The 13,533-nt window shown below is 67.3% G+C and carries 13 protein-coding genes, 1 riboswitch and 1 other annotated feature; of the genes, 8 read left to right on the forward strand and 5 right to left on the reverse strand.

Features of this window, described 5'->3' with window-relative positions; translation table 11 throughout:
• Positions 1-145: 145 nt before the first annotated feature.
• The 5 genes from ACIBH4_RS26210 to ACIBH4_RS26230 all read left to right on the forward strand — a co-directional run bounded on the left by ACIBH4_RS26210 (position 146) and on the right by ACIBH4_RS26230 (position 4,847).
• Entirely contained in the window at positions 146-1,447 is a 1,302-nt protein-coding gene (locus ACIBH4_RS26210; RefSeq protein WP_362513462.1) for an LCP family protein, read from the forward strand.
• Positions 1,448-1,804: 357 nt separating this feature from the next.
• Complete coding sequence (locus ACIBH4_RS26215) at positions 1,805-2,410, forward strand: DM13 domain-containing protein (RefSeq protein WP_362768680.1); 606 nt, start codon at positions 1,805-1,807, stop codon at positions 2,408-2,410.
• A 15-nt stretch (positions 2,411-2,425) separates the two neighbouring features.
• A complete protein-coding gene (locus ACIBH4_RS26220) occupies positions 2,426-3,031 on the forward strand; it encodes a transcriptional regulator (RefSeq protein WP_362513469.1) in 606 nt (201 codons plus the stop codon).
• Between the two features lie 252 nt (positions 3,032-3,283).
• Positions 3,284-3,607, forward strand: coding sequence for a rhodanese-like domain-containing protein (locus ACIBH4_RS26225; RefSeq protein WP_362513472.1), 324 nt, complete (start codon positions 3,284-3,286; stop codon positions 3,605-3,607).
• 478 nt (positions 3,608-4,085) lie between these two features.
• Positions 4,086-4,847 (forward strand): hypothetical protein, encoded by a 762-nt coding sequence (locus tag ACIBH4_RS26230; RefSeq protein WP_362768677.1) that lies wholly within the window; start codon positions 4,086-4,088, stop codon positions 4,845-4,847.
• A 32-nt stretch (positions 4,848-4,879) separates the two neighbouring features.
• On the opposite strand, the gene ACIBH4_RS26235 is transcribed toward ACIBH4_RS26230, so the two are convergent.
• Both ACIBH4_RS26235 and ACIBH4_RS26240 read right to left on the reverse strand, forming a co-directional pair.
• A complete protein-coding gene (locus ACIBH4_RS26235) occupies positions 4,880-5,293 on the reverse strand; it encodes a tyrosine-type recombinase/integrase (RefSeq protein WP_362768674.1) in 414 nt (137 codons plus the stop codon).
• Between the two features lie 458 nt (positions 5,294-5,751).
• Positions 5,752-7,001 (reverse strand): IS3 family transposase gene (locus tag ACIBH4_RS26240; protein WP_362768672.1). Its coding sequence is split into 2 segments (ribosomal slippage): positions 5,752-6,692 and positions 6,692-7,001, totalling 1,251 coding nucleotides; the frame shifts between segments, so codons are not numbered across the junction.
• Positions 6,586-6,699, reverse strand: a sequence feature (AL1L pseudoknot). It overlaps the preceding gene by 114 nt.
• A gap of 253 nt (positions 7,002-7,254) precedes the next feature.
• Positions 7,255-7,367, forward strand: a riboswitch (TPP riboswitch).
• Here ACIBH4_RS26240 and ACIBH4_RS26245 point away from each other — a divergent pair.
• A complete protein-coding gene (locus ACIBH4_RS26245) occupies positions 7,360-8,736 on the forward strand; it encodes a cytosine permease (protein WP_362513481.1) in 1,377 nt (458 codons plus the stop codon). Its footprint overlaps the riboswitch before it by 8 nt.
• A 114-nt stretch (positions 8,737-8,850) precedes the next feature.
• On the opposite strand, the gene ACIBH4_RS26250 is transcribed toward ACIBH4_RS26245, so the two are convergent.
• Positions 8,851-9,435, reverse strand: a complete 585-nt coding sequence (locus ACIBH4_RS26250; RefSeq protein ID WP_362513484.1) for a methylated-DNA--[protein]-cysteine S-methyltransferase — start codon at positions 9,433-9,435, stop codon at positions 8,851-8,853.
• A gap of 125 nt (positions 9,436-9,560) precedes the next feature.
• Here ACIBH4_RS26250 and ACIBH4_RS26255 point away from each other — a divergent pair, with 125 nt between their 5' ends.
• Positions 9,561-11,432 (forward strand): PAS domain S-box protein, encoded by a 1,872-nt coding sequence (locus ACIBH4_RS26255; RefSeq protein ID WP_362768669.1) that lies wholly within the window; start codon positions 9,561-9,563, stop codon positions 11,430-11,432.
• 157 nt (positions 11,433-11,589) lie between these two features.
• Entirely contained in the window at positions 11,590-12,039 is a 450-nt protein-coding gene (locus tag ACIBH4_RS26260) for an ATP-binding protein (protein ID WP_362513493.1), read from the forward strand.
• A gap of 118 nt (positions 12,040-12,157) precedes the next feature.
• On the opposite strand, the gene ACIBH4_RS26265 is transcribed toward ACIBH4_RS26260, so the two are convergent.
• Together ACIBH4_RS26265 and ACIBH4_RS26270 are read right to left on the reverse strand one after the other, a co-directional pair.
• Positions 12,158-12,370 (reverse strand): hypothetical protein, encoded by a 213-nt coding sequence (locus tag ACIBH4_RS26265; protein WP_362513496.1) that lies wholly within the window; start codon positions 12,368-12,370, stop codon positions 12,158-12,160.
• A 444-nt stretch (positions 12,371-12,814) separates the two neighbouring features.
• Positions 12,815-13,510 carry a membrane protein insertase YidC gene (locus ACIBH4_RS26270; RefSeq protein WP_362513499.1) on the reverse strand — a complete coding sequence of 232 codons (696 nt, stop codon included), beginning with the start codon at positions 13,508-13,510 and terminating at the stop codon, positions 12,815-12,817.
• Positions 13,511-13,533: the final 23 nt, after the last annotated feature.

The raw sequence follows: 13,533 nt of genomic DNA on the forward strand, positions 1-13,533 counted from the left end.
GACGATCGCATTGTTGGTCGCTAACCACCTGTCTGAGTACTTTTACATAGGGAAACCTTGGCCGCCTCGCGGCAGGTTCCTGAGCCACGACGTAGCGTCGATAATGACGTTTTCACCATGAGATCGAGAAGTGGCGGGACAAGACGTGGCTGACAGGCCCGAAGACGACGACCGCACCCGCGCGCTGCGATCGCCCACGCCGGGGCCCGTGCCGTCGAGAGCGGCCGGGCAGCCCGCCTACCCCTCGCCCGGCGGCCCGGGGACGCCCGTCCGGGGGGCGTCGGCCTCCTCCCGGGAGACGCCCGTCCGGCAGGAGGCGTCCTCGCGCGAGGTGCCGCCCTCCCGGGGAGGCGGGCGGGTGTACGGCAAAGCCAGATCGGGTTCCGGCCCGGTCAGGCCGCTGAACGCCCCCTCGGCCCAGCCGGGGGGCTCGGGCGGGGGCTCCGGCGGCCAGGGCGGCGGGTTCGCGTCGCGCATGCCCGCCTGGCGGCCGAAGCGTCCCGGAAGGCTCGCCGTGCGGATCCTCGCCGGACTGGTCGTCGTGCTGCTCCTCCTGACCGTCGTCGGGTATTTCACGGTCAACTCGCGGCTGACCCGGGTCGAGGCGCTCACCGACTACGAGGGCCGTCCCGCCGACACCCCCGGCACCAACTGGCTGCTGGTCGGCTCCGACAGCCGCGAGGGCCTGACCGCGGCCCAGCGCAAGAAGCTCGCCACAGGCAAGGCGGTGGGCCGCAGGACCGACACGATGATGCTGCTGCACATCCCCGAGGGCGACGACCGCCCGACCCTGGTCAGCCTCCCGCGTGACTCGTACGTGCCGATCGACGGCCACGGCAGCAACAAGCTCAACGCCGCCTACGCCTTCAAGGGCGGCCAGCAGTTGCTTCCCAAGACCGTGGAGCAGGTCACCGGGCTGCGCATCGACCACTACATGGAGATCGGCTTCGGCGGCTTCGTGGGCATCGTGGACGCCATCGGCGGGGTCGAGATCAACGTCAAGCAGGCGATCAAGGATCCCAAGGCGGGGATCAACCTGAAGAAGGGCCTGCAGACCATGGACGGCGGGACGGCCCTCGGCTATGTCCGCACCCGCGCCACCGGCACGATCCCCGACCTCGACAGGACCCAGCGCCAGCGCCAGTTCTTCTCCGCGGTGGTGAAGAAGGCGGCGAGCCCCGGCGTCCTGATCAACCCCTTCACCTCCGTCCCGCTCGCGCTGAGCGCGGCCGACTCGGTGACCGTCGGCGAGGAGACCGGCGCGTTCGACCTGCTCTCCCTCGGCCTCGCCATGGGCGGCGACCCGATCACCACGGTCGTGCCCATCGGCTCCCTGCCCACCATCGACGGCCAGTCCGTCGTCAAGTGGGACCGGGAGAAGGCCCTGCGCATGTTCGAGGCCCTCGCCCAGGACAAGCCCGTCCCCAAGGACGCCCTCGGCAAGTGACCTCCTCCCCGGTCTTCCTGGGGCGTCGGCCCAACTCGGTTTCGCGCTCCGCGGCCTGCTCGTCCCGCATCGGACAACGATGCCGGACGTCGAACGGAGGCGATCGGACCGCGTCCTTCGGAGACCGGGGAGTCCCGTCGTGTCACGCGGGAGCGGGGCGAGACGCCGAGGGGCGGCGGGGCCGAGGCGGTCAGCGCCGTCGTGTCACGCGGGAGCGAGGCGAGGACTTCGCGGTTGTAAGCAGTCCGTAATCGATCGAGGGCGGTGCCGCGGATAGCGTCGGCGTCGAGGCCGGAGGGACATCTCGGCTTTCTCCCCGTGGCCGGAAGCCGCAGGACTCGACGCCGGAGGTATCCCATGAGATTCAAGAGGTTGCTCCGACACCCCGTCACCTGGGGCGTCCTGGCGTTGGGCGCCGTCGCGCTCGGTGTCGCGCTGTACCTGTTCCAGCCGTGGCGCCTGTTCACCGTCGTCGAGGTGAACGAGGCGCTGCCCGTGGCGACCGCGCCACCCGGAGCCGAGGCCACCCCGCAGGGCGAGCCCTCGACGTCCGCTGCGCCCTCGACGTCCTCCGCGTCCGCTGCGCCCTCCGAATCCTCCGTGCCCGCTCGGGAGCCGAAGACCCTGTCCAAGGGCACGTTCATCTCCCACGAGCACAAGACCGAGGGCAGGGCGAGGGTGCTGGAGCTGCCCGACGGGAGCCGGGTCCTGCGGATCGAGGACCTGAACACCTCCGACGGGCCGGACCTGCGGGTCTGGCTCAGCGATCAGCCCGTCAAGGAGGGCACCGCGGGATGGTTCAACCTGGACGACGGCAAGCACCTCGAACTCGGTGACCTGAAGGGAAACAGAGGCAACGCCAACTACGCCATTCCCGCCGGCGCCGACCTCGACAGCCTGAGGTCCGTCACCATCTGGTGCAAGCGCTTCAGCGTCTCCTTCGGCGCCGCCGCCCTGACCTGACACAATCTCCGACCCATGAGGGTTTCTGAGGAACTGCATGCGATCGGCCGCCCGCTCGTCGAGGCGCAGCTCGCCCACCCGACGGTGGTGGGCATCGCGCGGGGAGACCTGCCGGAGCCGGTCTTCCGGTCGTGGCTGGAACAGGACTACCTGTTCCTGCTCGACTACGTCCGGGTCTTCTCGCGACTCGCGTGGCAGGCTCCGGACGGGCATCTGGGCGACCTGGTGGACCTGGCGCACGCCACCTTCCACGAGGAACTGAGCCTGCACCGGTCGCTGTCGGCCGAGTTCGACGCCGACCTCGGCGGCGCGAGGAAGGGTCCGGCCTGCGCGGCGTACACCTCCTTCCTACTCGACTCCGCGGCCGTCTACGCCGACGGCCTGGCCGCGCTCTACCCCTGCATGTGGGGCTACTCCACGCTCGGACGCGTCCTGGCGGAGAACCCTCCTGAGGAGCCCCGCTACCGCGCCTGGGTGGACACCTACGCACACCCCGCCTTCACCGAGCTGACCGAGCGCATCGCGGTGATGATCGACGAGGTGGCACCGGACCCCGGCAGGGCGGGGAAGCTGTTCGCCGAGGGGATGGCTCACGAACTCGCCTTCTGGGACGTTCCCTGACAGCGGAACGTGGGTGAACGCCTCCGGCGGCCGGGTCCTTCCGCCCTCCGCCGATCTGCCGGATTATCGGTTCTCCGTGGGACGCTCCCAGCCGCCCTCGGTGAACGGCTTCCCCGCCCCGCCGGTGAACGGACAATTCGGCAGGCTGGATGTCCCCAATTAGCCTGCTATCAGGGGAAATTGAAGGTCCGGATGCGGGCGTCCGAGCGGCTTCGCGCCCCATCCGGTGGGGGACGTTGGAACAATGAGCGCATGAGTGTTCCTGAAGTTGAGGTGCAGGCCGTGCCGGAAGACGCGTTCCTGCTCGACGTACGTGAGAACGACGAGTGGCGTGCCGGGCACGCGCCCGGCGCCGTCCACATCCCCCTGGGCGAGCTGCAGGCGCGGGTCGACGAGGTGCCCAAGGACACACCCGTCTACGTGGTCTGCCGGGTCGGCGGCCGTTCCGCGAACGCCGCCGCCTGGCTCAACCACGTCGGCTGGGACGCGATCAACGTCGGCGGCGGCATGCGGTCCTGGGACGGCGCGGGACGCCCGATGATCGCCGAGAGCGGCCAGGACCCCTTCGTCGCCTGAGCCGTACGCACCGGGCGAGGGGAAGCCCTTGAAGGGGACGCGAGGGGGAGCCCTTCCTAGGAAAGGAATGAATGACATAATCGGGGCGAATGTCTACCGCGGGAGCTCGGGCGTAACCGGGCTGAGAGGGCGGAATCACGCAGAGGGTCTCGAACCCTCCGACGCGCCGCCGACCGCATGAACCTGTCCGGATGGTGCTGCGCTTACGTGCACCGCCGCTGCAGCGCAGGTCAGAGGCTAATCATGTATGGGTAGAGGGCCGTTTGTCCCCTCGTACGGCTACGAAGTACAGCAATAGTCATGAGATGTGCACGCTGTCCTTGATCCTTCGCCCCTGAGAATTTCGGTGATCTTTGTCGCGGGATTCCGCCCCCTTGACCGCGGGATCCCGCTCCCTTCTGGCTCAAGTTTTGGACTGCCCCGCAGAGTGGACCGGCCAAACGTGCAACACGGGCACGGTTTCGCGCGATAGACAGCTGTGGACACCAAACTGCTCGATACTGTGAAATCAAGAAAAGTTGCAATAGCAATTATTTTTGGCATCTCTGCCACGTTTTCGCTAATGGCAGTTTTGGCAGACTTTCTTCCAGGCAACATGTATCAAGCGATTATATTATTCATGCTCGCGCTGGTATTGATAGGACCGCTGTCACGGAAGGGCGAAGTCGGGACATCCGGCTCCCCTGTGCTCGCTATTGCTAATCGTATTGCAAGTAGGGCCAGTACTGGAGTGATAGGAGTAGTGAATTTATCTTTCGGTGTTCTTGTATTTGTGAGCGACAGTATAGATTATAGTATCGTTAATGCTTTAATGGTATTCAGTATGGCGGCAGTAGTTGTACGAGTACTTCGTATTGAAGGTTACGCTCAGGAACTCAAGCAAATCAGTGTGCCGACCGAAGATGACCTGGGTGAAAGATTTTCCGTTGCTACGGAGCATCTAATAAAGGCGGCGGCCGATGTTGCTCTACTGCAAAACGAGATTCAAGCGAGAGCAGAGATAGCCAAAGATTTGACCCGACAAGCCAAGGAGAGTCGCGAACGAGCTGAGAGAGATCGAGAATATGCTCAAACGCAGCGTGATGCTGTCGAGGCAATTGAGCGTCTTGTTGCAGCTCGCGCCGATCCCCTCATTAAAGCGATCGACGATAGATCAAAGAGGTCCCAGTGGCTATTTGTGGCGCTCGGCGCTTTGCTGGGAACCGCTCTTCAGCTATTGGTGGAACAATTTATCAAATAGCCATGGTCTTTGGCTGTCATTTGAATCTTCTTCTAAGGTCCCCTCTGATCGAGGGCGCTACTAAGTTTCTTTAGCGCCTCGCAGGTGGCTTCGTCGGTGGCGTCGGTGTAGACCTCCATGGTCATTTTGATGTTGCTGTGACGGAGAACCCGCATGGCTACGCGAGGATGAACGTTGAGGGCGGCCAGTAGGGTTGCGCACGTCCCGCGCATGCCGTGCACGGTGATCCGGCGTACGCCCGCCTTCGCCACGCGAGCATCGAACCGGCCGTTGAACTTCGTCGGGTCCATTGCCTTCCCCAGAGGAGAGGTGAAGACCAGGCCCGTTTCTTGCCACTGCCCCGCGGCTTCCCTTTTGTCGTGGTCCTGCTGCTGCCTGCGCAGCTTCAGGGCGGCAAGGCAGATCCCGGGCAGGGGAAGCGGCGCTTCGGAATCGTCGGTCTTCACCGCTCCGAAGCAGGCGATTACGGACCCTTTGCAGCTGTTCGCCGACGTACAAATCCCCGGCGTCCAGGTCCACATACTTCCAATCGAGCCCCAGCACCTCGCCCTTGCGTAGGCCCAGAACGAGGATGAGGACGTACACCGCATAAAGCGGATCAGCCTCGTTGCGCGAGTTCTCCAGGAACAGCCGCGCCTCGTCCACCGACCACGCCTTGTCCTTACGCCTGCGCAGGGTGGGAAGGCGGAGCGCGGTCGCGACATTCTTGGTGATGACCTCCTCCGTGATCGCGTTGGACAGAAGGCTACGGAGAATCTTCACGGCCTTTTGCGCCGTGGCCTCGGAAAGCCTCTGGCCACAGCACTGGCCGACCGCGCAGCAGTGCCGACGCCGCTTGGGATTCCAGTGCTCGACAGGGCGCCGCGCGTCTCTATGAACCGCGCCGGGTTTCGTGGAAACTCGGCTACTTGGTTTCTGCCGCGATGGGTGCGGCCTGTTGGTGACGGTAGTGGATCGCTTCGTACTCTGCGGGCGGGATGTTGCCGCAGGCGGTGTGCAAACGGCGATGGTTGAACCAGTCGAGGTATTCCAGCGTCGCCAACTCGACGTCGTCCATGCTCCTCCAGGGACCGTAGCGGCGGATCAGCTCGGCTTTGAACAGACCGTTGAAGGATTCGGCCAGAGCGTTGTTGTAGGAGTCGCCGCGACTGCCCACAGAAGCGACCGCGCCGGTGTCGGCCAAGCGCTCGGTGTAGCGGATAGACAGATATTGCGCCCCGCGGTCGGAGTGATGAACCAGTTCAGACAGATCCGCGGACTGGGTGTGGTTGCGACGCCAGATGGCCATCTCCACAGCGTCCAGGGCCAGATCGGTGCGTAGATGGGTGGCGATCTGCCAGCCGACGACCATCCGGGAGTAGACGTCGATGACGAACGCCGCGTATACCCAGCCCGACCAGGTGCGGATGTAGGTCAGGTCGGCGACCCAGAGCCGGTTCGGCGCCGGCGCGTAGAAGTTGCGGCTGACCAGATCGGCCGGTCGTTCGCCCTGGCCGCCGGCGGTGGTGGTTGTCCGGGTCTTGCCACGGACCAGTCCGGCGATGCCCAGCTCGCTCATCAGTCGCTGGACCGTGCACCGGGCGACCACCCGCCCGTCGCGTTGCAACTGCCGATAGATCTTGCGGGCGCCGTAGCAGGAGTAGTTGTCCTGGTAGATGCGGGTGATCTCCGCTTTGAGCCGGTCATCGCGTACTGCTCGCGCAGACGGCGGCCGGGTGCGGGCTGCGTAGTATGTCAAGGGCGCGGCCTGCATGACCCGGCAGATCGGCTCGACGCCGAACTGGTCGCGGTGCGCGTCGATGAAGGCGTTCATCTGGGCGGTCGAGGGTCGAGTTCCCTGGCGAAAAAAGCCGATGTCGCCTTGAGGATCTCGTTGGCACGGCGCAGCTCGCGAACCTCGCGCTCCAGCTCGGCGATCCGCTTGGCCTCATCGGTGCTGGTCCCGGGCCGCTGACCGCCGTCGATCTCGGCCTGCTTGACCCAGTTGCGCAGCGATTCTGACCCGATGCCCAACTGCCGGGCAACGCGGGTGATGACGCCGAACGACTCCCCGGACTGCGCGGTTGCCTCCTGCACCATCCGAACCGCCCGCTCTTTCAACTCCGGCGGATACCGACGCTGGGCGGGGTGCGACGAACCAGATCGACCTGACATGAGCTTCATCCTTTCCAACCGATGAAGCCTCCAGCAATCCCGGCGCGGTTCACTAGAGGGATATCCCTCTAGACCTAGAGGTCAGACGGTTGCCGTACAGCCAGGAAGTACAGCTACCGCTACGTACGTAGCTGTACTTCTGCGGACGTCTACGGACTCGTCTCATGAGACGTTCGCGCGAACCCGGCACTGGCCGAACACGGGCGAATGGTGCATCATGAGGGCGCGAGCTGGGGTGATCCCGGCTTTGCGTGTCAACCAACGCGGGAGCTTGGGGCAACCAGGCTGAGAGGGCGACTACAGCTGTCGCCGACCGCATGAACCTGTCCGGGTAATGCCGGCGTAGGGAGTGTGCGCGATGACGTCTGCCGCCGTTGATTCCACCAAGGGCTCCGGCGATCCCGGAGACTCAGGGGCGGTCGAGGCGCCCCTCACGCTCGGCGAGGCTCCTCCCAAGGCCCTCGGCGTGCTCGACCAGGGCGCGCTCTGGGCCAACCTGGGAGTCAGCCTGCTCGGGTTCTCCGGTGCGATCGCCCTGATCAACCCGCTCGGCGACCGGCCGCTGAGCTTCGTGGCCGCGATCCTGGCCGCCGTCGTGGGCAGCGTCATCGGTACCGCGATGGTCGGCCTGGCCGCGATTCCCGGGCAGCGGACCGGCGCTCCGGCGATGGTCCTGCTGCGAGGCCTCTTCGGGGCCAGGCTCTCCTACCTGCCGACCGTGCTGAACATCATCCAGATGCTGGGCTGGGGGGCCTTCGAGCTGTGGGTGATCGCCCAGGGCGCCCAGGCCATCGCCGGGTCCTTCGGTGTCGAGGTGCCCTACGCGGTCTGGGTGGTCGTCGCGGGGGTGATCACCACCGCGCTCACCATCCGGCCGCTGGGAGCGGTTCGCCTGCTCCGCAGGTACGTCACCGCCGGTGTGGTGATCTCGATGATCTGGTTCACAGTCGCGCTCTTCCAGCGGGGACCGGCGATCGGAGGCGGATCCTGGGAGGCGTTCGCCCCCGCGGTCGACTACGTGATCGCGCTGTCGGTCTCGTGGGTGCCGGTCGCGGCGGACTTCGCCCGCTTCTCCCGCTCCGGCAGGGCCGCGTTCACCGGGGTCGTCGGCGGCTACACGATCGCCCAGGTGGCCTGCCTCGTCCTCGGCATCGCGGCGCTCGCACTGGTCGGCAACGACCCGAACCAGGTCTGGGACCCCTTCGTCGCCGCGGCGCTCGGCCCGCTGTTCTTCGGCATCCTGGTGCTGCGCGAGACCGACCAGTCGTTCGTGAACGTCTACTCCACCGCGATGTCGCTGCAGAACCTGCTGCCCAGGCTGGACCGCCGGATCATCTCCGTCGCCATCGGCGTGCTGGTCACCCTGCTCGCGATCTTCGTCAACGCCGAGACCTACACCGGCTTCCTCGGGCTCATCGGAGCGGTATTCGTGCCGATGTTCGCGGTGCTCGCCGCGGACTACTTCCTGCTCGGCGGCGCCGATCGCTGGGACACCTCGGAGACCGCGCCCTCGCGCCCGCTCATGGTGGTCGCGTGGGTGCTGGGCTTCGTGACGTGGTGGATGCTCGCCGCACTGCCGACCGCTCCGGAGGTCGCGTGGTGGACCTCGTTCTGGAACGGCGTCCGCGACGCGCTCGGCTTCGTCCCGCAGCCGTGGATGAGCGCGTCCGTCGGCGCGTTCCTCGTCGCGGGTCTCGCCACCCTGGCCCTCGGCGCGCTCCGGCGCCGCTCCTGACCGTGCCGGCCGTGCGGTTTCCGGTCGGGGCATACGAGGGCGTACGGCTTTCTGTCGCACGGGAGCGTACGCCTTCGGCCGGACGGAGAGGGGCGGCCGAGTGGGCGAGGCGGTCTACGCGCCGCCGGGATCGCGGGCCATGGCGGTGGACTCGATGCGCAGCAGGCGTTCCTTGGCGGCGGATCCTCCGGCGTACCCGCCCAGGACGGCCTCGCTCTCGACGACCCGGTGGCACGGCACGATGACGCACACCGGGTTGCTGCCCAGCGCGTTGCCGACCGCGCGCAGCGCCCGCGGCCTGCCGATCCGCTCGGCGATCTCGCGGTAGGTCGTCACCGTCCCGTACGGCACCGCGAGCATCATCTGCAGGACGGTCCTGGAGAACTGGGTCGCCAGGCGCAGGTCGACCGGTGTCGTGAAGGCGCGGAGCCTGGCGGAGAAGTAGGCGTCCAGCTCCCGGCGGACGGGATCGAGCCGCCGGGCGTCCGGCCCGATGAACGTGCCGACCTCCCTGCTGATCCGTTCGAAGACGACGTTCTCGTCCTCGTAGCTGCAGGCCACCACACCCCTGCCCGTCACCGCGAGGGTGAGACGCCCCAGCGGGCCGTCGAGCGTGCCGAACGCGATGTCGGGATGGCTCGTGCCGACGTAGTCGGGCGAGGTCACCCGTAGCAATGCATCGATGTCGCCGGATGACATGGCCCCACCCTTTCGTATCCAGGTGTGTGGTGACCGCAGAGTATCGGACGGATCGCCCGGCCAGTGGCAACACGTGCGGGACGAAAGTGCCAAGATCAGGCCGGTTGAGACGGCACTATGGGTCTGTGGTGGATTACAGGGCCGGCAGTGACGGCGGTATCGGCCGTGAGGTCGTCGCCGCGGCGCCCAACGCGATCGTCGCCATCGATCGCGAGCAGACGGTGCTCGCCTGGAATCCCGCCGCCGAGCGCCTTTTCGGCTGGTCGGCGAAGGAGATCGTCGGGCGCCGGGCGCCGGTGGTCCCCGAGGAGCTGACGGCCGAGCACAACGCGGTCCTGGAGAAGGTCCGCACCGGCGGTGAGGTCTCGCTGAGGACCAAGCGGTTTCGCCGCGACGGCAGCCTGATCGACGTGCGGGTCGACACCGGCGCGCTGTCCTCGCCGGACGGCGCCCTCCTCGGCTACGTCAGCGTCTACCACCTGGCCCAGACCGACGAGACCGCCAACGAGCGCAGCACCCGCAGGGCACAGCTCGTCCGCAGGCTCACCGACGTGGTCGCCGACATCAACGCCGAGCTGGAGCTGCCCGCCGTGCTCGACCGGATCGCGGCGAGCCTCGCCGAGCTGACCGGGGCCGAGGCGGGCGGGTTCGTGTTGATCGAGGGCGACAAACTCAGGCTCGTGGCCTGCCACAACCTTCCCGACTCGATACGCGACTCCACCGCCGACCTTCGCACCAGCCTGGTCGGCAGGCTGCTGCGCGAGGGCAGGACCGTCCTGCTGGAGACCGGCGACCAGAACCGCCTGGACGAGCTGATCTGGTCGCGGCTGCCCGGCCTGCACACCATCGCCCTCGGCCTCGCCGCCATGGGCGGGCGGCCGTACGGTGCGCTGTACGCGCTGTTCGCCAAGCGCAAGGTGAGCCACCTGGAGCTGGAGCTGCTGGAGCTCCTCGCCGGTCACGCGGGCATCGCCGTGGGCAACGCGATGGCCTACCAGGAGGCCGTACGCCAGCGGGCCCACGAGCGGGCGGTGTTCGACGCCAGCGCCGACGGCATCGCGGTCCTCGACGGCGCGGGCAGGGTCGTCCGGTGGAACCCGGCCGCGAGCGAGCTGACCGGTTTCCACGCCACAGAGGTGATCGGCGGGCCGCCGCCGTTCGAGCTGCCGAGCCCCGGGGACAAGCTCGGCATCCAGCTGCCGTCGGGCACCTGGCTGGACGTGCTCTGCGCGGAGATCGTGGAGACGGGCGAGATCGTGGTCGACTTTCGCGACGTCACCCGCGCGAAGGAGCTGGAGGAGGCCAAGGACCTCTTCCTCGCCACCACCAGCCACGAGCTGCGCACGCCGATCACCGTGGTCCGAGGCTTCGCCAGCACGCTCGACAGCCGCTGGGACGGCATGACAGACGCCGAGCGCCGTGCCGCCGTGCACACCATCGCCGAGCGGGCCCGCTCCCTCGGCCAGCTCATGGACCACCTGTTGCTGGGCTCGCGCGCCGGGGCCGGAGAGCTCATGCTCAGGATCGAGGGTTTCGACCTGGCCGAGCTGGTACGGGGTGCCACGCTGGGCCTGCCGATCCTGTCGGACCTGCACCGCATCGAGGTCGCCGTCCCCGACGACCTGCCCCCGGTGTCCGGTGACGCGCTGGCCACCGACATCCTGCTGGCCCAGTTGCTGGAGAACGCCTTCAAGTACTCGCCGGACGGTGGCCTGATCAGGGTCGAGGCGTGGGTGGACGGCGACCGGGTGGTGCTGGTCGTGGACGACGAGGGCGTGGGGATCGCCCCCGCCAGCCGGGAGCGCGTCTTCGAACGTTTCGTTCAGGCGGACAGCGGTGACCGCCGCAGATTCGGCGGGGTCGGCCTCGGCCTCTACATCGTGCGGAGCCTCGCGCGGGCCCAGGGAGGGGAGGTCACGGCGCATCCGCGCCCCTCGGGCGGCACCCGGATGAGGTTGGCTCTTCGTATTGCCGACACGCCGAACGCTCTTACCTGATCGACACGCCGAAGCGGTAACGAGCCGGTAACGGATGTGCTGATCTATTGTCGAATGTGCACAAGCTGTAGTTGGTGTGCGGTTTCCAAGACTATCTAACGGGGCATTTCGGTCGTACTGGGGTGAGTTCCTCAGGGGGGAACAGGCATACGGGGAGGTGAGTGCGTCGAGCGTCGTTCTGTTGCCGTATGCACCGTCCAGCGTCGCTGTCGCACGCCAACGCCTCTGCTCTGACCTGCAGGAACGGGGTGTGTACGAGTCCGCCATCGATGACGCGGTGCTCGTGGTCAGCGAACTGCTGAGCAATGCGCTGCGTCACGCCCACCCCCTGCCATCAGGGCAGATCAGGGTGTCATGGCGCTGGACCGAGGAGCATGTCGAAGTCGCTGTGAGTGACGGTGGCGCCGCCACCGAACCGCGGGCGGGACGCCCGGCGCTCTCCTCCCTGGGAGGGCGAGGACTCGGAATCGTCGAGTATCTGGCCTCCACCTGGGGCGTCAGGCACGAGGGAGACATCACCACGGTGTGGGCGTTGGTCGCGGCGGTCGACACGGTAGGTAACGGCCGTGTTTCCACCCCCGAACCCGCCCTCAGGGAATGCGGGTAACGCTCCCGACGGTGTTCCGTCCCGCCTCACACGTCACGAGGCGGGACGGGATCCCGATCTCCGAGCGCCCACCCGGGGCCCGCCGGGCGGCGTTGTTCGGTGGGCGGCTACCCGGGCTCTATGCGTAGAGGAACCACTTGTCGTACTGGGGGACGCAGCTGTACGAGGTCCACCAGCCGCTCTGGATGCCGAGGTTTCCGACCCGGTGGCAGTCCCAGTCGTAGTAGTAGACGTTTCTGAGGGTGGCGGCCTGTGCGGGCGCCGCGCCGACGGACAGTGCCAGGCCGGTGGCCAGCACGGCCGAGGCGAGCAGGGTCAGGGTCTTGCGCATCATTCCTCCTGGGGCATGGACGAAATGCGATTCCGCGAAGACGTGTGATCACTCCGTCGGGCCGGACGGCACCGGAAGTATCACACCGGCGCTCGCCCGGAAACAGATCACCTCTACCGTCCCGGTCCGCGGAGCGGGCCTGACCTCGTGACACCGGCGAGGAGAGGTGCGGCGAACGTGAAACGTTCACGGTGGTTTTTCGCGGGTGCCGAGCCGGTGTGACGGCGGTTCTTTCGCGGCTGCCGAACCTGTGTGACGGTGCTTCTTTCGCAGGTGTCCGAAGCGGTGTGACGGTGTTTCCTCCGCGGCTGCCGACCCCATGTCGCGGCGCTTCCTTCGTGGGCGTCGAAGGGGTGTGACGGCGCTTCCTTCGTGGAGGTCGAGCCGGTGTGACGGCACTCCCTCGCCGGTGCCGAGCTCGATGGATCCGAGGACGGGCACCCCTCACGCCCCGGCGAGCGCCGGGCGGTGCAGCACCGCCTTCTCCCCGGCCGTCCAGGCCGTCGAGACGAGGAGGTAGATCCCCGCCGCCAGCGGCAGCACCATGGCGACCAGAACCGTCCCGTACGGCAGCAGGGGCAGCATCCGGCGCAGCGCCGCGGGCTGCAGGTCCTCGCTCATCGTGCGCCGCATCCGGCGGGAGGTGACCCACGCCACGGCGACGAGCAGCAGGAAGAGTCCGGCGAACACCATGGTCGGGCCGCTGATCAGTCCGAATCCGGCCACCGTGCCCGCGAACTGCTGCCCGAGCGGCACTCCGAGGAGCCCGTGGGTCAGAAGCGCGTTGGCCTGCCCAGCGATCGTCGAGGAGACGAACACCTGGTACGTCACCATGAGGAACGGCATTTGCGCCACGGACGGCAGGCACCCGGCCAGCGGTGAGGTCTTCTCCCTGGCGTAGAGGGCGGCCAGTTCCCGCTGGAGCCGCTCGGGGTCGCGGCCGTACCGCTTCCTGAGCTTCTGGAGCTCCGGCGCGAGGCGGGTCCTGACCCGCTCGCCCCTCGCCTGCATGACACCGAGCGGAAGCAGCGTGAGCCGGACGAGGAGGGTGAACACGACGATCGCGAGCGGGGTCGAGCCCAACGGCTCGGCGAGCGCGGCGATGAGGCCGGCGGTGAACGAGATGACGGGGTCGAACATGGAAGGGCCCTTCTGAGCGGAGT

The sequence above is a fragment of the Streptosporangium sp. NPDC050284 genome (genome assembly GCF_044459525.1).
Lineage (GTDB): Bacteria > Actinomycetota > Actinomycetes > Streptosporangiales > Streptosporangiaceae > Streptosporangium.

Coding starts and splice junctions, on each gene's coding strand:
- ACIBH4_RS26215 (WP_362768680.1), top strand. CDS start 1,805: ATGAGATTCAAGAGGTTGCTCCGACACCCCGTCACCTGGGGCGTCCTG.
- ACIBH4_RS26220 (WP_362513469.1), top strand. CDS start 2,426: ATGAGGGTTTCTGAGGAACTGCATGCGATCGGCCGCCCGCTCGTCGAG.
- ACIBH4_RS26225 (WP_362513472.1), top strand. CDS start 3,284: ATGAGTGTTCCTGAAGTTGAGGTGCAGGCCGTGCCGGAAGACGCGTTC.
- ACIBH4_RS26245 (WP_362513481.1), top strand. CDS start 7,360: ATGACGTCTGCCGCCGTTGATTCCACCAAGGGCTCCGGCGATCCCGGA.
- ACIBH4_RS26250 (WP_362513484.1), bottom strand. CDS start 9,435: ATGTCATCCGGCGACATCGATGCATTGCTACGGGTGACCTCGCCCGAC.
- ACIBH4_RS26265 (WP_362513496.1), bottom strand. CDS start 12,370: ATGCGCAAGACCCTGACCCTGCTCGCCTCGGCCGTGCTGGCCACCGGC.
- ACIBH4_RS26270 (WP_362513499.1), bottom strand. CDS start 13,510: ATGTTCGACCCCGTCATCTCGTTCACCGCCGGCCTCATCGCCGCGCTC.